Origin of the sequence: Bernardetia sp. Wsw4-3y2, from assembly GCF_037126295.1 — a bacterium.
GTDB lineage: Bacteria > Bacteroidota > Bacteroidia > Cytophagales > Bernardetiaceae > Bernardetia.
In genome coordinates, this window is record NZ_CP147017.1 from 2,167,623 (window position 1) to 2,186,421 (window position 18,799).

General features: G+C 30.1%; 26 protein-coding genes. 4 read left to right on the forward strand and 22 right to left on the reverse strand.

Annotated elements, in window-relative coordinates; all coding sequences use genetic code 11:
• Positions 1-7: 7 nt before the first annotated feature.
• The 20 genes from V9L05_RS08700 to V9L05_RS08795 all read right to left on the reverse strand — a co-directional run bounded on the left by V9L05_RS08700 (position 8) and on the right by V9L05_RS08795 (position 10,529).
• Positions 8-274, reverse strand: coding sequence for a hypothetical protein (locus tag V9L05_RS08700; protein ID WP_338815164.1), 267 nt, complete (start codon positions 272-274; stop codon positions 8-10).
• A 5-nt stretch (positions 275-279) separates the two neighbouring features.
• A complete protein-coding gene (locus V9L05_RS08705; RefSeq protein WP_338815165.1) occupies positions 280-777 on the reverse strand; it encodes a hypothetical protein in 498 nt (165 codons plus the stop codon).
• A gap of 16 nt (positions 778-793) precedes the next feature.
• Entirely contained in the window at positions 794-1,318 is a 525-nt protein-coding gene (locus V9L05_RS08710; protein WP_338815166.1) for a hypothetical protein, read from the reverse strand.
• Positions 1,319-1,397: 79 nt separating this feature from the next.
• Positions 1,398-1,853 carry a hypothetical protein gene (locus V9L05_RS08715; RefSeq protein ID WP_338815167.1) on the reverse strand — a complete coding sequence of 152 codons (456 nt, stop codon included), beginning with the start codon at positions 1,851-1,853 and terminating at the stop codon, positions 1,398-1,400.
• Positions 1,854-1,935: 82 nt separating this feature from the next.
• On the reverse strand, positions 1,936-2,283 hold the full coding sequence (locus V9L05_RS08720; RefSeq protein WP_338815168.1) for a hypothetical protein: 348 nt from the start codon (positions 2,281-2,283) through the stop codon (positions 1,936-1,938).
• A 418-nt stretch (positions 2,284-2,701) separates the two neighbouring features.
• Positions 2,702-2,923: a hypothetical protein gene (locus tag V9L05_RS08725; protein WP_338815169.1), complete on the reverse strand. Its 222-nt coding sequence runs from the start codon at positions 2,921-2,923 to the stop codon at positions 2,702-2,704.
• A gap of 159 nt (positions 2,924-3,082) precedes the next feature.
• Complete coding sequence (locus V9L05_RS08730; RefSeq protein WP_338815170.1) at positions 3,083-3,973, reverse strand: toprim domain-containing protein; 891 nt, start codon at positions 3,971-3,973, stop codon at positions 3,083-3,085.
• A 324-nt stretch (positions 3,974-4,297) separates the two neighbouring features.
• Positions 4,298-5,125 carry a phosphoadenosine phosphosulfate reductase family protein gene (locus V9L05_RS08735; RefSeq protein ID WP_338815171.1) on the reverse strand — a complete coding sequence of 276 codons (828 nt, stop codon included), beginning with the start codon at positions 5,123-5,125 and terminating at the stop codon, positions 4,298-4,300.
• 1 nt (position 5,126) lies between these two features.
• On the reverse strand, positions 5,127-6,482 hold the full coding sequence (locus V9L05_RS08740; RefSeq protein WP_338815172.1) for a VapE domain-containing protein: 1,356 nt from the start codon (positions 6,480-6,482) through the stop codon (positions 5,127-5,129).
• Between the two features lie 77 nt (positions 6,483-6,559).
• Positions 6,560-6,727: a hypothetical protein gene (locus V9L05_RS08745; protein ID WP_338815173.1), complete on the reverse strand. Its 168-nt coding sequence runs from the start codon at positions 6,725-6,727 to the stop codon at positions 6,560-6,562.
• Positions 6,720-6,959 carry a hypothetical protein gene (locus tag V9L05_RS08750; protein ID WP_338815174.1) on the reverse strand — a complete coding sequence of 80 codons (240 nt, stop codon included), beginning with the start codon at positions 6,957-6,959 and terminating at the stop codon, positions 6,720-6,722. Before V9L05_RS08750 ends, V9L05_RS08745 begins: the two co-directional genes overlap by 8 nt.
• Positions 6,960-6,961: 2 nt before the next feature.
• Complete coding sequence (locus tag V9L05_RS08755; protein ID WP_338815175.1) at positions 6,962-7,843, reverse strand: hypothetical protein; 882 nt, start codon at positions 7,841-7,843, stop codon at positions 6,962-6,964.
• Complete coding sequence (locus tag V9L05_RS08760; protein ID WP_338815176.1) at positions 7,840-8,235, reverse strand: hypothetical protein; 396 nt, start codon at positions 8,233-8,235, stop codon at positions 7,840-7,842. Before V9L05_RS08760 ends, V9L05_RS08755 begins: the two co-directional genes overlap by 4 nt.
• Positions 8,236-8,484: 249 nt before the next feature.
• Positions 8,485-8,685: a hypothetical protein gene (locus V9L05_RS08765; protein WP_338815177.1), complete on the reverse strand. Its 201-nt coding sequence runs from the start codon at positions 8,683-8,685 to the stop codon at positions 8,485-8,487.
• A gap of 107 nt (positions 8,686-8,792) precedes the next feature.
• Positions 8,793-9,386, reverse strand: coding sequence for a hypothetical protein (locus V9L05_RS08770; RefSeq protein ID WP_338815178.1), 594 nt, complete (start codon positions 9,384-9,386; stop codon positions 8,793-8,795).
• Between the two features lie 76 nt (positions 9,387-9,462).
• The gene (locus tag V9L05_RS08775) at positions 9,463-9,618 is read right to left on the reverse strand and encodes a hypothetical protein (protein WP_338815179.1); all 156 of its coding nucleotides are present in this window, start codon (positions 9,616-9,618) and stop codon (positions 9,463-9,465) included.
• Between the two features lie 28 nt (positions 9,619-9,646).
• On the reverse strand, positions 9,647-9,874 hold the full coding sequence (locus V9L05_RS08780) for a hypothetical protein (RefSeq protein WP_338815180.1): 228 nt from the start codon (positions 9,872-9,874) through the stop codon (positions 9,647-9,649).
• Between the two features lie 40 nt (positions 9,875-9,914).
• Positions 9,915-10,121, reverse strand: coding sequence for a hypothetical protein (locus V9L05_RS08785; RefSeq protein WP_338815181.1), 207 nt, complete (start codon positions 10,119-10,121; stop codon positions 9,915-9,917).
• 32 nt (positions 10,122-10,153) lie between these two features.
• Positions 10,154-10,318 (reverse strand): hypothetical protein, encoded by a 165-nt coding sequence (locus tag V9L05_RS08790; RefSeq protein WP_338815182.1) that lies wholly within the window; start codon positions 10,316-10,318, stop codon positions 10,154-10,156.
• The gene (locus V9L05_RS08795) at positions 10,287-10,529 is read right to left on the reverse strand and encodes a hypothetical protein (protein ID WP_338815183.1); all 243 of its coding nucleotides are present in this window, start codon (positions 10,527-10,529) and stop codon (positions 10,287-10,289) included. Before V9L05_RS08795 ends, V9L05_RS08790 begins: the two co-directional genes overlap by 32 nt.
• Before the next feature lie 192 nt (positions 10,530-10,721).
• Here V9L05_RS08795 and V9L05_RS08800 point away from each other — a divergent pair, with 192 nt between their 5' ends.
• Entirely contained in the window at positions 10,722-11,174 is a 453-nt protein-coding gene (locus V9L05_RS08800) for a helix-turn-helix domain-containing protein (RefSeq protein WP_338815184.1), read from the forward strand.
• Between the two features lie 206 nt (positions 11,175-11,380).
• Positions 11,381-13,051, forward strand: a complete 1,671-nt coding sequence (locus V9L05_RS08805; RefSeq protein WP_338812820.1) for an IS1182 family transposase — start codon at positions 11,381-11,383, stop codon at positions 13,049-13,051.
• Positions 13,052-13,146: 95 nt separating this feature from the next.
• Here the strand turns inward: V9L05_RS08805 and V9L05_RS08810 are convergent, their stop codons facing one another.
• Positions 13,147-15,387, reverse strand: coding sequence for a cytochrome c biogenesis protein CcdA (locus V9L05_RS08810; RefSeq protein WP_338815185.1), 2,241 nt, complete (start codon positions 15,385-15,387; stop codon positions 13,147-13,149).
• Between the two features lie 170 nt (positions 15,388-15,557).
• Positions 15,558-16,577, reverse strand: a complete 1,020-nt coding sequence (locus V9L05_RS08815) for a hypothetical protein (RefSeq protein WP_338815186.1) — start codon at positions 16,575-16,577, stop codon at positions 15,558-15,560.
• A gap of 195 nt (positions 16,578-16,772) precedes the next feature.
• Between V9L05_RS08815 and V9L05_RS08820 the strand changes: the two genes are divergently transcribed.
• Both V9L05_RS08820 and V9L05_RS08825 read left to right on the forward strand, forming a co-directional pair.
• The gene (locus V9L05_RS08820; RefSeq protein WP_338815187.1) at positions 16,773-17,492 is read left to right on the forward strand and encodes an RNA ligase family protein; all 720 of its coding nucleotides are present in this window, start codon (positions 16,773-16,775) and stop codon (positions 17,490-17,492) included.
• 353 nt (positions 17,493-17,845) lie between these two features.
• Entirely contained in the window at positions 17,846-18,733 is an 888-nt protein-coding gene (locus V9L05_RS08825) for a tetrahydrofolate dehydrogenase/cyclohydrolase catalytic domain-containing protein (RefSeq protein WP_338815188.1), read from the forward strand.
• The last annotated feature ends 66 nt before the right edge of the window (positions 18,734-18,799 follow it).

Below are 18,799 nucleotides of genomic sequence, written 5' to 3' on the forward strand. Positions count from 1 at the left end.
TTTGTTTCTATTTTTTTTCTAAAGCTCTGAGTTCTCTTAAATGCCTTATTTCGTTAGCATTTGCATCTATTAACCTTTGTTGCTCTCCTATATTACGAAGTATTATTTCTTGCTTGTTACTTTCCTTTTCACTTACTTTTTTAAAGTTCTCTATTTGCGTTTCAATTACTCTTAGATTGCTTTGTAGAACACCATAATTAACACCAACCGAAAGAACAAGAAGTAAAATAGTTATCCATGTGCCAATAGGAATTCCTTTTATTTGGTCGCTCATTTCTCTTAAAATTCGTGTATGATGTCTATTTTTTTTCTTATTTTATTTACAAGTACATTTCCTGTAAATCGTAGTTTTGGAATATTTCCACTTGTTAATGCCCTGTATATTGCAACTGCTCCACGTGCTACTAAACCAATTATAAGTGTTATATCTGTTCCAAATTCGACTCCTAATGTAGTGTTTTGTTTTCCTTGTATTTCTAAATTTAAATTTGGTTGGTTTATAGTGCCAATTTCTACGAATTTATTAGGCTGTGTTTCTACAGAAACTGTAAGGAACATCGCTTTTAAATAAACTGTAATCTTAGAAGGGTTTGTAATTTGTGTAGCAATAAGAAATTTTGGTGCTAGTATATTACCTAATTGCGAACCTCCTACTATTCTTTGTATTCCTAAGAAAGCAAACTCTATATTATTTACTAGAGAATATAAATTTATACCGTAAACGGCTGCTACTGTAGTAAATAACCCTGTGCCTATTCCTGCTATCGTTTTTAACATCTTGTATTTTTTTTTATTACCAACGTCCTTCTTGTTTCCATTTTTTAGCTATGTCTCCGTTTTTCCAAATCAGCAAAGGCTGTTCTTCATCTGCTGTGTAAACTCCTGTTTTAGCTTTTTCTAAAAAACTTAAATTATATTTACAGACATAGAAGTCTTTATATTTATCCTCAAAACACGCTGTTTCTGCTCTTTGTCCTGCATACGTTCTGTCTGCCATATTCTGAATATCCTGCTGTATTTTTTCGGCTTGTTTTGTATTTCCTGCTGCTTTTGCATTTTCTAGGCTCTGTACTGCTATTCTTGCATTTTGTATTACTTCTTTTTCCTCTCTGTCGGAAAGTCCGAGTTCTGCAAATTCTTTAACAGAGGATAGTTTTTCACCATTTGCATTTAAGCCTTTAAAATAGTTTTTTATATTAGAGTAATACTTATAGCCTAAAAAACCCAAAATCCCAACTGTTACCGTTGCGCCTGCTCCTATTGCTATCCTTTTATTTCTCTGTTTTTTAGAGAGTTTCTTTTTTTTCTTTTTTGCCATTTTATCGTGTCAATTTTTTGAAAAAGACTAGCTAAAATAAATTAGCTAGTTTTTTTTATTTACTCACTCTACTACCCTTTTAACGTCCTAAAATATCTTTTCCTGCTACAAAAATAGCCGTGTTTGCTAGAATGGCATTTACGCACAATTCGATAAATGCCTCAGCTTTCTCGTTTGAAATATCAAAACGTTTTGCAAATGCGTTGCTAACCTCCTGTACTTCATTTTCATGTAAGTCTTTCAACTCTTCGAAAGTTTGAGATATATTTGTTTGAAGAAAAGGCATTAAACCAAATGCAATTGTAAAACCCTCTTGAACACTTACTTTTTTGTCTTCCAATGCTGTTCCTACCGTATTCGCAAATGTTCCAACATTTCCAAAAAAGGCTACTAATTGAACTGTTCCTAAATTTTCGTTATCCTGCATAATTGCAAACTTTTGTTTTTTTCTGAATTTTGATTGAATAAATCGAATAGCTTTTACTACTTGCCTAATCCTGATAAATAGAGTAAATAGTTTTTTTGGCTTTTTCATTGTCTTTGTGAAGAAAAAAAAGCTATCTATCTAAATCAGATAGCTTTTTTTATTTGTTCTTAGTGGCATTGCGCCTGTATAGTTATGTATGTTGTATTTTCTCTGTCCTACTCCTGATAGAGTTTTTGGCATCTGTCGAAAAGTCTATCGTTGTAGGTTTTCGGTTTGCTATTTTTTGGGAAAAAGAAAATAAACTGGTCTTATTATTATGTAAAATCTTGGCATCAAAGTATGATCGACTGTCATAATTTGGGTACAGATTATAATAAGGATTAGAGAAAACAAGGTTAGAAACTGGCGTTTCTTTGTCTTCTACTGTTGTACAAACTGTTGTTTGTTGGTTGTCTTCTGTTATAGAAGAATATTCAAAACTAGAAAAAGCTATAAAGCTAACTAGTATGAATAAAATTGAAAATAGATAGTTTTTCACTTTCGTAAATTTAAGTTAGAAATGAATTTTACAAACCTTTTGGCTGCTTTATATATTTCAAACTTACGAACAAAAAAAAACTACATTTTCAGAAAAGATAGTTTTTCATTAGTAATCATTACTTTTCATAATTAATAATCAAAAAAGAAGTGTGTTTTTAGCTCTTATATAATCTAAATCGTATGCTTCACATAGTTCAATTAAAGTTATTTTTCTGTTTATCCTCAATTTTAAATTCTGTTTTACTAACTGTATTTTCACATGTGCCTGAGATATTTTACAGTCGAATAATATTGAAACATCTTTTGCTGTGATAAAGTGTATTTTCTCCATATAAGTATAAGTAAATTAAGCTGTTACATTATATAAAGATACGAAAAAAAACGCTTTATAGATGTATTTATAAAGCGTTTTTTTATTATAGAGAGTAAACAATTATTCTTATTTTTTTTGATTTTAGTACAATAGAATAAGTATCAATTAAAAATTCATGAGGAACTTCTATTTTAGTTTTGCTTACTTTCTCATTGCATTTACTTAAGAATTTCAATTTATCTAAATACAAATCTGAGTCTAATTCAAATCTAAGTAATACTTTTTCTTCTAAAATATTTAAATTATTAAACGGTATTTCTTTCATAATTGTAAAGTTGAGTGATGATGAAAAAATAAAAAACCTTGCAAAAACCTTATAAAAACCTTTTTTTTGATAGAAGTAAAAACTGCAAAAGTGCCTTTGCAGCTTATAACCTTGTATTATACCTTGTTGAAACCTTAGAAAAACCTACCTATAAAGCTACTATGTATAGCCTATGAATTCGTTGAAGTCTTTAGCTCCTTTATAAACGTGTGAACAGTCTATAATTTCAATACTTTCTATACTTAAAAACTTCTCTTTTGTTTCTGTTCCTGCTCTGTCATTGTCTAGGAATAGATACAATTTTTTAGAGTTCTCTTCTCGTAATTTATTTATACAATTATCGTAATTACTTACAGAGTTAAGGACTATTACACTAGTTTTTATATCTGTTTTAAAGTATGTACACGCTGCCAAAAAATCAAAAAATCCTTCAAAGATTGAAAAATCTGTTTTGTTTTCAGAATGCAGTATAGTAGTTATGTCTTTTGTTCCAATACAAATTTTATTGTATCTGTCTTTTTCGTTGTATTTTTTTCTGCTTACTTCAAATCCTTGTGCATCGTTTCCAAATGCTACTCCAAAAAGATTTTTATTACTGACTTGATAATAAATTTCTTTACAATATTTTTTAGCAAAGTCTAAATTTATCTTTCTGCTTTTTACATAATCCAATAAAGCGAGGTTTTGTAAATCCTGTGTTTTTTTAATTGTATAAGTCTGATTTGATTTTTGGCGAAAAGAAAAATTTTGATTTGATTTTATTGGAGCTTGGCTTGGTTCGTAATAACTAAAATTTTCTTTTAACCAAATCATAGCTTTATTAAAGCTACAATTCTGAATAAGCATTACTAAAGATATACTATTACCTCCTGTTTGTTCTGCGTAATCATAAAACAGATTCTTTGTTTTATGTACTCCAAAAGATGCTGTTTTTTCGCTTCGTGTTGGCGCAAAATAATAATAATCTTTGTTAGTACTATGACTGTAAACTGCATTTACTTTTTTTAAAATATCTATGCAAAGAATGTTTTTTGCTGTGCCTGTTGTCATTTTGATTTGATTTTTTTCTTTTCGCTAAAAGCTAAATAATTTATTTAAAACTAAAACCTCCTTTTCTACTTACCTACCTACCCTATTTTTTAGCTTCTTACCCTAAGTTACCCTTACTTACCCTATCTTTTTAATTATTTTTTTTTAATAATCTACTCTAATAAGCTATAAGAGTATTTTTTTTTATTTGGGTAGGTAGGTAAGAAGGAATTAAGTTTTTACAAAGAATTCTAAAACGTTGTACAAAAAAAAGATTTTATGATAAAATCCTTTTGTTTGTTTTTCAAAGTTTGGGTAAGTTGATGGGTAAGTGGGTAAGATGATTTAAGTATTTTTGCAAAAACAGTCAAATTCAATATCAAAATCTAATTCGAATAATTGAGGGTTTGCGCTGTCGTGTTTATCTAAAACCTTTCTAAATTTAGTTTTTGATAGTTCTTTTAATTCTAAAATTGATAAATCATTAAGAGCATCAAATTTAGTTTGATAACCGTTTTGATATTTGTTTTCCATTTTATACCACCATTCAGAAAGCAAAGGATTTTCTTTTAAAATTGTCATTCGTTTACGTTTACTTTTTAAAAAACACAAATCACAATTCCCCTCATAATCTTTTAATTCTAAATCAAAACTTTGCAGCTCCCAAAATTGCCTAACTTGTTTTTCTGTTATTCCAAAATCAAACAAAGGATATATAAAATTAGAATCTTGTTTTATCCTGTGACTTTCATCTGCTCTTATCCCTATGGCTGTTTTATAGGGTTCGCCTTTAAAATAGTCTTTTGCAAATTTATTGATAGTTGTTTGTTTTAATTCTCTTGTACAATGCCTTACTAATTTTGAAGGCAAACCGTATTTCTTTATTACAGCTTCGAATGGTTCGCCTTTTCTGCTTGCCTTTTCAAAGTCTGTAATTATGTAGCTCGTGCCTTTTCCCTTAATAGGATTTACTTTTGCTTCTAACCAAAATAAATTTAAGTTAAATTCTTTATTACATTTTTCTACAAATAATAAAGTTTCTTCTTTTTCCTTTCCTGTGTTTGCAAAAACTGTAACTATATTAAAATCTTGATAGGTAGGCAAAGACAAAATCAACTTTGTCATTAGTGCGCTTGTACGACCTCCACTAAAGGAAATTAGTAAATTATTCATATTAAAATGTCGTTTTTGTTGTGTATGGCACTTTGTTAATGTCAAATTCCTTTTGTCCGTATTTCTGTTTTTGTCCGTTCTTTTTTGATAGTTCTTTTTTCTCTTCTTTGGTTAGTGGCTTTTGCTCCTGTTCTTCCTGCTCGGTTTCTGTTCCAAATCTACGAGTAGCATAATAGCCATAGATACCTGCTTTTTTTGTTCTTTCGAAATTTAAAGAAATTGCTGCTTTTCCTACTGGAACTTTTTTAAGCCTGATAGTTGGCTCTAACTCGTGTAGAGTTGTTAGAAAATCTGTAGCTGTAAAAAATTCGGCTGTTGGTTCTGTCTTTGTGCTTGGTGTAAAATACTTTTGTAGTAAATCCTCTTCTATACTGTTATTAGAGAATTGTTTATTTGCTCTCTCGTTTTCTTGTATTTCCTCTCTTGTCATTTCAAACTTTTGCGCTCCTTGTTTTTTATAATAACTGTATGCTTGCGCCCAAACTTGATTTATATCTACTTCTTTAGAATATGCAAAGTTGATACTATCAATCTCAAAACATAGCCATCTTACGCTACCTGTTGGATCTGTTAGAAAATCTTTTTCGTTTGTACTGGCTACAAAATTAGCTCTCCTTTGCGCTCTTATTGCTTTTTTGCCGAAAGGTGGGCGCACTTTTACGTAAGCCTGAGAAAACATACTTTTTAAACTGTTTAGCTCAAACTTTCCAAAAGTGGCTAGTTCGTCAAGATTGATTATAAAATTGTTTGTAAGTGTAATTTGTTGGTCTTTACCATCTCCATTTAAACCACGCTGCAGAAACTCGGCTAAAAATGGAGGTGCTAGAAACTCACAAAATGTACTCTTACCGTCGTTCTGCTTTCCTATTATAGTCAAACATTGCTTGTTAAAATAACCTGCATCAAGACTACAAGCAACGCTCCTAACTAAAAACTTTCTAAACTGTGTGTAAAAGCGTTCTTTGTCATGTTCTTTTACATTTACGTAACTAGCTAGTTTTTGTATTTCGTCGTTACCGTTCCACTCTAAATCCTCAAAATATTTTTCAAAAAAATCTACCTTTTCAACAAATGAACTTTGTAAAATAACAGTGAGTAACTGGTCTGTAATTTTAAAACCTTTTTCTAGCAATTCACAAAATAAGTCTGCAAATGCGACATCTTCAAATTCGCTTTCTTCTGTGTTCTTTTTCTTTATCTGAATTTCGTTGTTTATTATGTTGTAACGAAAATCATACGTTTTATTTAGATAGATTTTAATAGATACGATTTCAGGCATTTTATTGAACTTATAAAGTTCTTGCATTTCTTTTTCGTACTCTGTCAAAACTTCCTTTTTATCTTTTTCATCTTTCATAATAGACAGTATTTTACAGCCCTACCAAAATTAAAAACCTTGGTAGGTCCTGAATGAATAAATAATTTTGATTTGATTTACTGGGGTTGTGGTTCGTTCGTTGTTTTCGCTTCTTCCTGTAGCTGTTTTTTGAGCCTTGTATTTTCTTCTTTCAATGCTATATTTTCTTTATGCAAAAGAAAACATTGATATTTAAAGAATTCTGCTCTTTCCTTTTCACTCCTGTATTTTGCATTCTTATTCATAACTTTCAGACTGTTTATAGTGAAATAATATGAACTCTGTTTTTGACTTTTTCGGCTGTTTTGGTTTTTCTGTTTCTGTTTCTGCTGCTGTTTCTTTGTTTCTATTCTCTAAATAGATTCTGTAATTTGTTACAGAAATAGGAAGCAAAACAAGAAAAAAGACAAAGGCAATAATTGAAAGAATATCAAATTTTGATAAAGTTCTTTCTTCTGTTATCTGTTGTTTTTTCATAATTAAAAATTTAAAGAGGGTTGTTTCACACCATTTATTTTATGTCCGTTCTGTTTCGGTTGCTGTTTCGGTGTGATTGAGGTTTCAAAATATTCTTCAGGCTTTTCATTTGGGTTTACTTCTGTTACATCGTTTCTTTCACTTTCCAAAAACCAAATAATGTAATTATAGAAAAAGGCTTGTTTTTCGTTGTTTTCGCCTGTTCTGTTTTTGTAGATATGGAAGTATTTTTTTGATGTTGTGAGGTCGTAAACCTCCCCTTTTTCGTCGTAACATTCCTTTTCAGAAATTCTATTTAATTCTTTTGGCGTGTATGTGTACTCTTTTTGCTCCTCTGAAACAGCCTGTTTCTGTTCTGTTTCTGCTGTTTCTTGTTTCTCATTTGTTTCTGTTTCTTGTTTCTGCTGTTCATTTTTTGTTTCGTTTGGAAACTTAAACATCATAAATGCGCCTGCTTCTGAACATACAAAAGCCAAAAGAGAAGTAAAAAAAAGTAGTCCGTTTAATGTTGTTTCTAGTTTTGTTTCTAGTTTCAAACTAGCTACATAATCGACACCTTTTAGGATAGTAAAGGCTAAACCAATTATAGAAACTGTCAAAAAAAATGCGCCATGATAATTCATTTTTGCATTAAAAAAACGAGCTGTTACCACACTAAACATAGTAAATGTACTTTCTAAAATCAGTACAATTACAAAAACTAAAATACCTAATAAAGTACTGACTTCTAAGAATTGAGAAACTAGGTAAGTGCTTATTAGTGCAAATATTGCTACTCTCAAAACAAATGCTTTTATAAGTAGAATATTCGGCAAGTATTCTGCTAAAGTCCTGATGCTTGTGTTTGCCTTACCGTCTTTGTATATTATCTGTTCTGTTTTCATTTGTAATACTTTTTAGTAGGTGTTTTGAAATATTTTTTAAATGGAGGAAATTTGATATAATCAAAATATAGATTTTCCAATCTTCCTTTACTTATTTGAGTTGTCAATTGTCCTATTAACAAATCATCAGCACTACGAACAGACTTTAATTTTATATCTAAGAATGATCCGTTTTTACGGTATAGCATCTCTTCGACATGGCATTTTTTTGCTGCAAAAATGACTACTTCAAATACAAGATTTGAAATATCTATAATTACTATTTTGATACTTCTTACTGTATATTCTCTCTCTTTTAGAGATATTATTATATAATTTGTCAGAAAGTCTATTAAGTCTTGACCTAGATATTTTCTAACAATCTGAGGAACTTCTATTTTAGTTTTTTGCATCGTATTGTTTTTTTAGTCTGAGTAAATAGACCGTTCCCAAAGTGAAAACGGTTATGAAAAATATATCTAATAATGTCATTTTTTCCTTGGAGTAAATAGGTTAGAAAGTGCTTTTCCTATTTTGATAAAAACAAAAAAAGCTATTAATACTTTGATAGCATCTAAAATGCTTATCGTTAGTAAATCCGTGTTTTTTAGAAAAACATAGAAGTAGTTTAAAATTGCGTGGGCTTCGTGTAATAATTCCATTTAGTCTAGTTTTTGATTGATTGTTTCTATTAAATCTAAAGAACTACATATCATAGAATCGATACTTAAATAGTGTTCTAATTCTAATTTTTCAATCAGATTCATATTTTCATCTTTGAATAAAAAATCTGATAATTGTTGCAATTCTTTTTGTAATTCAGAAGCATTTTTTTTGATGCTGTCTTTTTTCTTATTTGGCATTTTTCTTAAAAATTAGGCATTAATTTACAACCTTACTTTTTACAGTAAGTCTATTACTTCACTAAATAAATAGGGTTTTCTAGGTGTCTAGGGCGTGTTTGGCTTTGTTAGAAAGGTAAATCACCTAACGTTTCACTTACTAAATCTTGTTTTTCGTTTTCATTTGCTATTTTTTTATTTTGCTTTATTCTGTTAATTAGAATCCTCACAACCGTTTCTATTTCCTTCTTATCACAATCATCATCTAAATTGTCAAAGTTGGTATAGAAGTCGTCCAAAACAGTAAAAATATTTCTTCTTTGTTGGAACAAATCGATACAAATTTCAGCTAGTTTTCTTTGCCACTCTAAAGCCTTTTCAATCTTTTCTGTTTCTTCTATCAGTTTATTACAAAATTCATTACAATAGGGTTGTAATTCCATTGTTGAGCGTAGACTTGGGGGCGTTCCTGCAAAAGCTCCTTTTTCCTCAATCTCGTTTATAGCTTCATGAGCTTCGGTAAGTTGTTCAAAAGCTGTCCTTAAGAAAGTTTTATAGTGTTTTTCTGTTACTTCTTCGAATGGCTTACTATTAAGAAAGGTATCATTTACTATTTCAATACAAGCGTATTTACCTGTCTGTATTCTTATTATAGTTCCAAGTTGTTTGCAGTAGAAAACATTATTAGTATATTTTTCTCTGTAATATTTTGCATCATTCATTAGTTTTTAAATTTAGATTGTGAGTTTTGTTTAATTAGTTCTATCCATTTGATTGAAATTTAACCGAGTGAATAAATTACTTTTCTTCTTTTCTTTCTCTTTCTAGTCTTATAATTTCCCATTTTATAGAAAGGTACTTTGCTGTGTATCCCATGTATAAATCAAAATGATGCTTCATAAGATGTAAAAGAATATTTTGCTGTTTTCTAAGACTCTTAACTTCTTTTTCCATAAGTGAATAAAATTGAGTGAGTGAATAATTAAAATTGTTTAAGAAGTTCTTCTTCAATAAACCTTTTCTCTCTATCTTTAAACATCATAAAACAGTTTATAATAAACTTTGCATTCCCTACAGCTGTAAATACATGTTTAATAGAATCTTTACTTTCAATGCCAATTTGAGCAACAATATTTATATTGTGTTCCTGCTCATAATAGCTTATTAATTTTTGAACTTCTTTTGCGTGGTCTAATTCTGAATTTGCCATAATTTGAATAAATAAAAATTGAGTGAGTGAATAATTTAGTTTAAAGATTAAAGAATATACATTTTTCATATTCTAATAATGTACTTCTGTATTTCTCTAAAAACGTACTACTAGATATTTCTTTTTTGTAGTCATCTAAAATGTCTTTATCTTCTGTTTTCTGTACAGAATCCGAATCAACTAAAATAATGTATCTATCAAATTCAGCTACATATTTATCTGTTGTTTTTAATTTCCAAAATTTCATATAAACAAAATCTAACTGAGTGAGTGAATAATTTAGTTTTCGTTTCTAATAGCAGCCTTTTGCTTTACTACTTTGTCTCTCTGTTCCTTGTACATTTTCCTGTCCTCAGGATGTCTTTCCATTGCCTTTGTCAATCTCTTGTACTCTCTTGTCAGAATAGAAAGTTTAGCCTCTTGTTCCTGTGTGTATTTCGCCATTTTCTAATCGTGCGTTTAGATTTCTAAGAGCTTCAAAAAATTCTTTACTAAGTGGAGAGTTTGCCAAATCGACACACCAGTTTATAAAATCTGATTGCCCTCCTACTTTTTCTTTTTTGAGAACTTTCAAAAAGTCTCTTTTTGTTTTTCTCGTTACATTTCGTGCCGAAATTGTAGTGAGTTTTTCTTCTTTCTCGGTTGCTTGTGCCATAATTAATAGATTAATTGTAAAAAAAATAGATACGACATACTGAAAAACGTTACAAAATTGTGTAAATTTGTGTCATTCGTTTGTATCTATGTAACAAATATATGTAAAAATACTTTACTGTAAAAATATTTTACGTAAATAATTTTTACAATTACCAAAAAAATCACTTAAAATATTGTAAATCAGAATGTTATGTTAGGAAAAAAAATCAAAAAGTTAATTGACAACTCTGATATTAGTCAAACAAAAGTGGCTTTAGAGTTAAATATAAGCCGTCCTACTTTGCAAAGACTATTTGAAAGAGACACAATAGAAACAGCTTTGCTTATTCGCCTATGCGAAATTTTTAATGTTGAGTTGTCATATTTTTTTACAGAACTTGAGGGTGTTGAATTACCAGAAGTAAAAAAAGAAGTAGTAGAAACAAAAGATGATTATTGGAAAGTAAAATATTTAGAAGCTCAACAAAAAGTTGATACTCTGCAAAATGAAATAAGCCAGTTAAAAACTGACTTCATAGAGTTTCAAAAAAAAGTATTTGATAGAATGACTATTGAATTGGGAAAGGATAAGGCGTGTATAGAAAGTGAGCTTGTGAATAATAATGATGCAGAAAAAGACACTATTTATCGTAGTATTGCTTAATTATTATACACTAGTTTATACACGACTGTTTTAGCTACGTGCTAAAACCTCACTTAATCAGGCTTTTATAATTTTTACCGTGGTGCAATATGGTCCACAAGATAATAAAAAAGAGGCTGTCCGAAAAGTACGGATAGCCTTTTTTTTATGGTTAATTTTTTTTATTTTCGAGGTATATATACTTTTATACTAACGTTATATAGCCTATGGCAAAAGTAGTTTTCAAAAACCAAAGTGGTAAGCAGCCCGAACTTTTTCCTGTCAATATATTTGACAAAATTCCAGCTCACCATCCTGTTCGTTTAGTTGAAAAGGTGGTTGATTCATTGGATATTAGCGATTTGATTTCTCAATACAAAGGTGGAGGTTGTTCAGCTTATCATCCAAGAATGCTCGTTAAAGTGCTATTCTATTCTTATTTATCCAATATTTATTCTTGTCGTAAAATAGCTAAAGCTCTTGGGGAGAATATTCATTTTATGTATTTATCAGGCAATTCTACACCAGATTTTAGAACAATTAATGACTTTAGAGGTAAAATTTTGAAGGCACACATTCATCGTTTATTTGGAGAAGTTGTTAAAATGTTGGTTGAAATGGGTTATGTAAGTCTTGATGTTCAATATATTGATGGAACAAAAATAGAGGCTTGTTCTAATCGTTATACTTTTGTTTGGCGTGGTAGTATTGAAAAAAATAAAGAAAAGTTAGAAACTAAAGTAAATAAAATTTTATCTGATATTGAAAGTAGTATTCAATCAGATAATCAAGAAGAAAATAAAGAAGAAGTATCTACTCCATTAGATTCAGAATTATTAAAAGAAAAACTCGCTCAAATCAATAAAAAACTAAAAGAACCGAGTAAACAACAGGCAAGAGAACTAAAAAAAATGCAAGATGAATATCTTCCTAGATTAAGTAAATATGAAGAGTCTCTGAAAATTTTAGGTTGTAGAAACTCGTATAGTAAAACAGATACGGATGCTACTTTTATGCGGATGAAAGAAGATCACATGAAAAATGGACAACTCAAACCTACTTATAATGCTCAAGTGTCCACAGAAAATCAATTTATTACCCACGTTTCTATTCATCAAACGGCAGGAGATACCACCACTTTATCCTCTCATTTAGAAGGATTTGAAAATCAGTACAATAAACAAAGTAAAGAAGTAGTAGCTGATGCAGGTTATGGAAGTGAAGAAAATTATGAATTACTTGAAAAAAAAGAAATTACTGCCTACGTTAAGTACAATTATTTCCATAAAGAGCAAAAAAGGAAAATGAAAAATAATCCTTTTTTAGTTCAGAATTTATTTTACAACAAAGAATTAGATTTTTATGTCTGTCCGATGGGGCAAAGAATGAAGAAAATAAGAGATGGAAAACGTACTTCAAGTAATGGATACGAATCGCAAGTATCTTATTATCAAGCAAAAAGGTGTCAAGATTGTCCTCTTCGCAATTTATGTCATAAAGCTGAAGGCAATAGAATAATACAAGTGAATCATCGTTTAAACCAACTAAAAGAGAAAGCTAGAAATTTACTAACTAGTGAGAAAGGATTAGAGCAGCGCAGTAAACGCCCTATAGAAGTAGAAGCTGTTTTTGGGCATCTCAAATATAATAATAAGTTTAATCGATTTACTTTTAAGGGATTAGCAAAAGTAGAAATGGAGTTTCTATTGATGGCTCTTGGGCATAATTTTAGAAAAATGGTGGCAAAAACTGCCGATAAGCTAAAAAATACTTTCAATTCTAAAAAATCATCTTTTTGCACCTTTTTTTATACTCAAAAAAATCACCAAAAGACAAAATTTGTTTGCATCATCAAAAAAATCAACCAAAAAGAAGAATTACAAAAAATAGCTGCATAAAAAGAGGCTGACCTTTTCGGACAGCCTCTTTTTTTATTTTGGTAGTGTCTAGTCCTAGAACAGCATTACAAGTTTTTTCTCAAAATCCTATTTTTCTACAATCCATTATTCAAACGCTGTTTTTGAAATTCTTTAATTCCTTTTTTCAAAAATGCTTGAAACTCTTGTGTGCTAACTTTTCCAACAGGTTTTACTAATGGCTGATGTGTGTAAGGATTAATTATAAAATAATTAGGTTGAGCATTTTGTCCAAAACGACGAATCTGAAAATCTGAATTTCGTTTTCCTACTGTGGTTACTTCTTTTCCATTTCTATCAGAGGTATATTTTTCTTCTTCTGTTAGTTCTTGACGTTCATCTACATAAAGGGCAACAACTGTAAGTTCATTTTTGAATAATGGTAAAATCTCTGGCTGATTCCAAACTGATGCTTCCATTTCTCTACAATTTACACAGCCGTGTCCTGTAAAGTCTATAAAAAGAGGTTGATTAGCTTGTTTAGCTGCTTCTATAGCTTCAAAATACTCAAAATGACCTTCTAAGCCATGTGGCAAATGTAAAATATCTGAATACTTTGCTTTGCTATTTACTGATGTACTTTCTTCTCCTCTAATAAGCGCAACCAAATCAAATTCGTTGGTGCTTTGTGGTGGCAAATATCCCGAAAGTGGACTAAGTGGCGCACCAAAAAGACCAGGCATTAAGTATAAAAAGAAAGCAAAAGAAGCAATCGCCATCAAAAGTCTTCCAACTCCTAATTTTTCAATAACACTATCATGTGGCAAACGAATTTTTCCTAAAAGATAAAGACCCAAAAAGAAAGCTGTCGACATCCAAATTACAATATAAATCGGACGGTCAAGAATTCCCCAGTGGTAAACTTGGTCAGCTACACTCAAAAACTTAAACGCTAAAGCTAACTCTATAAAACCTAAAACTACTTTAACAGTATTCAACCAACCTCCAGATTTAGGAAGACTAGAGAGCAAAGAAGGAAAAATAGCGAAAAGCGTAAAAGGAAGCGCAAAAGCTAAAGAAAATGCAAACATTCCCAAGACAGGTTTGATAACTTCTCCTTGTGCTGACATTACCAAAATACTTCCTGCAATAGGTCCTGTACAGGAAAAAGAAACTACCACAAGCGTAAGAGCCATAAAAAATATTCCTACATAACCTCCTTTATCAGCTTGTTTGTCTATACTATTTACCATTTTGGTAGGAAGAACAATATCAAAAGCCCCAAAAAATGAAATGGCAAAAACTATAAAGACTGTAAAAAACAAAACATTAGGAATCCAATGTGTAGCCAAAATATTTGCTGCATCATCTCCTAAAAAACGAGATACAATAAAACCAATTAGTGTATAAAGTCCAATAATAGAAAAACCATAAAACATCGCACGAGCAATTCCTTCAAAACGATTTTTACTTCGTGTCGTAAAAAAAGAAACTGTCATTGGAATCATAGGAAAAACACAAGGTGTAAGAAGAGCTACCAAACCACTCAAAAAAGCAGCTATCATAAATCCCCACAAACTCTCACTCTCTCCACTCAAATCTGTCGTAACTTCTGGCAATTCTTTAAAAGGGTCACCTGCTGGAATGTAGTTTTTTGTTTTGTCTAATGTTACAGTTTCTGTCTGGGTGGTTTCTGTTTTGGTAAGATTTTCAAGGAGTGAACTATCATTGCTTGTTATTTCGACTACATTTGAAATTTCAGTATTTGTATCATCGTTTTTATTTTCATCAACCTTGTCATTTTGTGCAGTAGTTGGTGTTTGATTATCGTTTTTATCCTCTTTTTTTTCTTCTACTTTTTCTGTTTGTGTTGCTTGAGCTTTTATATTGAATTCAAATTCAGGTTCTTGCATGATACATTTTCCTGAAACTTCTGAACATTCTTGATAAGTTAAGGTAGTTTTGATAGTTGCAGTAGGCTTCAAAATCTTTATAACTTGATAAAACTTACCTTTTTTGACAAAATATGTATATTCTCCTCCCCAAAGGTCATCGTATTTTTTCTTAGGACTTACAGCTTTCAAACCTCCAATTACTTCAAAAGCATCACTTTTTTCAAAAGCTACTTCAGTTACTATTGGACCTAAATTTTTATCAAAGTCAGAAGAATATACATACCAGTCTTTTTCAATATCTACTTCAAAATAAAGTTTTATTGTTTCGCCTACCTTGACATTTGATAAATCACTAGGCTGAGTATAAGTTTTCCACTGCGAATGCTGTTCTATCTGAGCAGAAACATTTGAGCAAGAAGAGAAAAGAAAAATACTAACTACAAAGAGTAGAGTTAGAAACGAAGAGGGGAAAATTTTTTTCATAATTTATACAGAAACAAATGAATACATTAACATACGTTTATTTGAAAGCTCAATTTACGAACATAACGAGCAATCATCACTTTAAAGTTATGAATTTAATTTAATTTAGTTTTTTTATCCTTCTTTTATTGAATCTTAACGTGTGAATGATTCAGAGTATTTCTTAAATTTTATTCACTTCTATATCTGTTTTTTCTTTTATCACTTAATTTTTTAGGAAAAATAAGAATCAATTTTTCAGGGATAATTTTTACATTTTCCATAAAACTAGGAGGCTGAAAAGTAGGTTCTATTGTCGAATCATTCATATTTCTATTCTTGTAATCTGCTAAAATAGATAAGCTATCAGGAATAGTAAGCATTTCATTGGTTCTTCTAACATCATATTCAACAACAGCTAATTGACGAGCAAGATATGCTGAAGAATCTTGTGGGAAGTTAAGAGGCTTTACAGGAACTGTAATTGTTTTTTTGAAATACAAATCAACATCAAATTTTACTTGTACACCTTGTGGATAAAAACTTACTTTTCTAGGAGGTTCATAAGAAATATCAATCATTTCATCATAATTTTCATCAAGTGTATTTTCATTTAAAAAAATCTCAAAACTATCTGGTTCGGCACGCACAAAAGATGCTGCACCACTAATTGTTAGAGAATCTGGGTCAAGAAAAATATGAGAAGCAATACGATGATTTTTAGCTAAAGGAATTTTTGAACTATCGATAAAAAGTAAAACTTGCTTACTTATTGTACTATCATAGTTGAGATGAATCGAATCTTCTGCAATAAAATCCACTCGTACATCACTAAGTTGTTGTACAATATCAGGCATTAAAGATTTGGCAGTAAAATATTTTACTTGTGTTGGGTCTTCTATTTCTATTTGAAGAGGAGTTATTCCAAAACCAAGTGTTTTTTGAAGCAATCGCCAACCACTTCCACTTACTTGAACAGAGATAAATTTGGGAGGCTCTTCTAAAGCAACTACATCTTGACGCTCGTAATTAATTACTAAAGGAAAATTTATTGTAGAATGATAATTATCTTTATTGAGAGCTTGAAAACTCCATATAAAACAGGAAATAATAATACACAGAAAAAGACGAGACCAATTCCAAGTACGTATAAGTGGAATAGATTTATAAATAGCTTTAAAAATGTCTTTCAGAGTACGACGAATTCCCAAGATTTAATGTATTAAGAAGAATAGATGAACAAAGTATATTTCAAATTCCTAAAAATTTGTATGATTTATAAGTGTAAAGAGGAACGATTCAAAAAAACGTATTGTTTTAGTCAAAAATATAGGAAAACTAGCAAATCAAAGGCATAAAACAAAATTTGTTTTCTCAAATTATACCTAAGCAAACAAAAATATAAAATGGAATCTCAAATAAAACAAATAAGCTATTATAAATATCCTCGTACATTTCATTTGCCTTATTCTCCAAAACGTGGTTCAGACGACAAAGTTTTGATTGATGACTCTGATTTTGAAGGAAAGTACATTGTTGTACTAGAAAAAATGGATGGAGAAAACACAACTATCTACACCAATCATTTGCATGCTCGTTCGATAGATAGTGTGAAAGATGAATCTCATCGTTGGTTAGAACGATTTCAAAATTTTATTATCCCTCAATTAAATCAGTTTCATAATTGGCGAATTTGTGGTGAAAATATGTTTTACAAACATACTGTTTCTTATCAAGATTTGGAAAGTGTTTTTTTAGGATATTCTATTTGGATAGAAAATCAAGAAAATCAAAATCAGGAATCAAATTATTCTTTATCTTGGCACGCAACAAAAGCCATTTTTGATAAAATTGGAATTTCTTATCCTACCATTATTTATGAAGGAATTTATGATAAAAAAGCCATTTTAGAAAAGTTTGAAGAATATAGAAATCAGAAAAACAGGCAAGTAGAGGGATTTGTAATTAGATTAGAAAGTTCTTTTTTATATCAAGACTTTTCTAAGTCAGTTGCAAAGTATGTCTGTGATGATTTTGAAATAACGACAAACAAACATTGGCGTTATGAAGCCAAGACACTCAATCAATTAAGAAATAATCAGAATATTTGGACAAAAATAGTATGAGAAATTTGAGGATTAGTTCTAAAATTTTTAGTTAGGTTTTATGTAATTAGTCAAAGAAAATTAAAAATTACTAGAACTGATTAGCAAGTGATTTGTATGATAAAATGCAAAATAAATACAATAAAAATACTTTCTGTTGTTTTAAATTTTAAAAAAAAGTATTAATGTATTATCCTGTAATTATCATAGTAATCATAAAAATCACTCGCTAATTATGCCCAATTATTTACTTATCAAAAAAGATTAAATCTAAAATCATAACTTCTTAATTGAGTTTGAATTAATTACCTTTGTAAGCATCAAAATGTATTTTATACTCATTCTTATCTAAGAAGAAATTTCTACAAAACTACATGCAATTAATAGACGGAAAAAATACTGCCGAATTACTCAAAAAAGAATTAGCTATTGAAGTAGCACAGCGTAAAGAAAAAGGATTCAAAACGCCACATCTTGCAGCTATTTTGGTAGGCGAAGATGGAGCAAGTCAGACCTATGTAAATAGTAAAGTCAAATCATGTGAACAAATTGGTTTTGCTTCTACTCTCAAACATCTTCCTGCTACTATTACAGAAGGAGAGTTATTAAAAATTGTAGAAGAGTTTAATCAAAATGAAGATATTGATGGATTTATTGTTCAACTTCCTCTACCCAATCATATTGATGCTGATAAAATAACGTTAGCAATTTCGCCAGAAAAAGATGTTGATGGTTTTCATCCTTCTAATATTGGTAAAATGGTTTTGGGTTTACCGTGTTATTTACCTGCAACACCTTTCGGAATTGTAAAACTTTTGGAACAATATAATATTGAAACTTCAGGAAAACATGCTGTTGTAATTGGAAGAAGTAATATTGTAGGTTCGCCTATGAGCATTTTATTAGCAAGAAATGAAAAAGTAGGAAACTGTACCGTTACACTTACACATAGCAGAACCAAGAATTTAAAAGAAATTTCACTACAAGCAGATATTATCATTGCAGCCATTGGAAAACCTGAATTTGTAACAGAAGATATGGTAAAAAAAGGAGCAATTGTCATTGATGTAGGAACAACACGAGTTCCAGATGCAAGCAAAAAATCAGGTTTTTCACTCAAGGGAGATGTAAAATTTGATGAAGTAGCTGAAAAATGTTCATTTATTACGCCTGTGCCAGGTGGAGTAGGTCCTATGACAGTAACAGCTCTTTTATTTAATACATTGGAAGCTGCAAAAAGAAAGTCAGAATTTAGAAGTTAGATTTTAGAAGTAAATAAAATTTCTTATCACTACTTTATTCTGAATTTCAATTCTAATTTCTAAAAT

Excerpts from the sequence above, each read along its gene's own strand:
- V9L05_RS08700 (WP_338815164.1), bottom strand. The coding sequence starts at position 274 with ATGAGCGACCAAATAAAAGGAATTCCTATTGGCACATGGATAACTATT.
- V9L05_RS08705 (WP_338815165.1), bottom strand. The coding sequence starts at position 777 with ATGTTAAAAACGATAGCAGGAATAGGCACAGGGTTATTTACTACAGTA.
- V9L05_RS08710 (WP_338815166.1), bottom strand. The coding sequence starts at position 1,318 with ATGGCAAAAAAGAAAAAAAAGAAACTCTCTAAAAAACAGAGAAATAAA.
- V9L05_RS08715 (WP_338815167.1), bottom strand. The coding sequence starts at position 1,853 with ATGAAAAAGCCAAAAAAACTATTTACTCTATTTATCAGGATTAGGCAA.
- V9L05_RS08725 (WP_338815169.1), bottom strand. The coding sequence starts at position 2,923 with ATGAAAGAAATACCGTTTAATAATTTAAATATTTTAGAAGAAAAAGTA.
- V9L05_RS08730 (WP_338815170.1), bottom strand. The coding sequence starts at position 3,973 with ATGACAACAGGCACAGCAAAAAACATTCTTTGCATAGATATTTTAAAA.
- V9L05_RS08735 (WP_338815171.1), bottom strand. The coding sequence starts at position 5,125 with ATGAATAATTTACTAATTTCCTTTAGTGGAGGTCGTACAAGCGCACTA.
- V9L05_RS08740 (WP_338815172.1), bottom strand. The coding sequence starts at position 6,482 with ATGAAAGATGAAAAAGATAAAAAGGAAGTTTTGACAGAGTACGAAAAA.
- V9L05_RS08745 (WP_338815173.1), bottom strand. The coding sequence starts at position 6,727 with ATGAATAAGAATGCAAAATACAGGAGTGAAAAGGAAAGAGCAGAATTC.
- V9L05_RS08750 (WP_338815174.1), bottom strand. The coding sequence starts at position 6,959 with ATGAAAAAACAACAGATAACAGAAGAAAGAACTTTATCAAAATTTGAT.
- V9L05_RS08755 (WP_338815175.1), bottom strand. The coding sequence starts at position 7,843 with ATGAAAACAGAACAGATAATATACAAAGACGGTAAGGCAAACACAAGC.
- V9L05_RS08760 (WP_338815176.1), bottom strand. The coding sequence starts at position 8,235 with ATGCAAAAAACTAAAATAGAAGTTCCTCAGATTGTTAGAAAATATCTA.
- V9L05_RS08765 (WP_338815177.1), bottom strand. The coding sequence starts at position 8,685 with ATGCCAAATAAGAAAAAAGACAGCATCAAAAAAAATGCTTCTGAATTA.
- V9L05_RS08770 (WP_338815178.1), bottom strand. The coding sequence starts at position 9,386 with ATGAATGATGCAAAATATTACAGAGAAAAATATACTAATAATGTTTTC.
- V9L05_RS08775 (WP_338815179.1), bottom strand. The coding sequence starts at position 9,618 with ATGGAAAAAGAAGTTAAGAGTCTTAGAAAACAGCAAAATATTCTTTTA.
- V9L05_RS08780 (WP_338815180.1), bottom strand. The coding sequence starts at position 9,874 with ATGGCAAATTCAGAATTAGACCACGCAAAAGAAGTTCAAAAATTAATA.
- V9L05_RS08785 (WP_338815181.1), bottom strand. The coding sequence starts at position 10,121 with ATGAAATTTTGGAAATTAAAAACAACAGATAAATATGTAGCTGAATTT.
- V9L05_RS08790 (WP_338815182.1), bottom strand. The coding sequence starts at position 10,318 with ATGGCGAAATACACACAGGAACAAGAGGCTAAACTTTCTATTCTGACA.
- V9L05_RS08795 (WP_338815183.1), bottom strand. The coding sequence starts at position 10,529 with ATGGCACAAGCAACCGAGAAAGAAGAAAAACTCACTACAATTTCGGCA.
- V9L05_RS08800 (WP_338815184.1), top strand. The coding sequence starts at position 10,722 with ATGTTAGGAAAAAAAATCAAAAAGTTAATTGACAACTCTGATATTAGT.
- V9L05_RS08805 (WP_338812820.1), top strand. The coding sequence starts at position 11,381 with ATGGCAAAAGTAGTTTTCAAAAACCAAAGTGGTAAGCAGCCCGAACTT.
- V9L05_RS08810 (WP_338815185.1), bottom strand. The coding sequence starts at position 15,387 with ATGAAAAAAATTTTCCCCTCTTCGTTTCTAACTCTACTCTTTGTAGTT.
- V9L05_RS08820 (WP_338815187.1), top strand. The coding sequence starts at position 16,773 with ATGGAATCTCAAATAAAACAAATAAGCTATTATAAATATCCTCGTACA.
- V9L05_RS08825 (WP_338815188.1), top strand. The coding sequence starts at position 17,846 with ATGCAATTAATAGACGGAAAAAATACTGCCGAATTACTCAAAAAAGAA.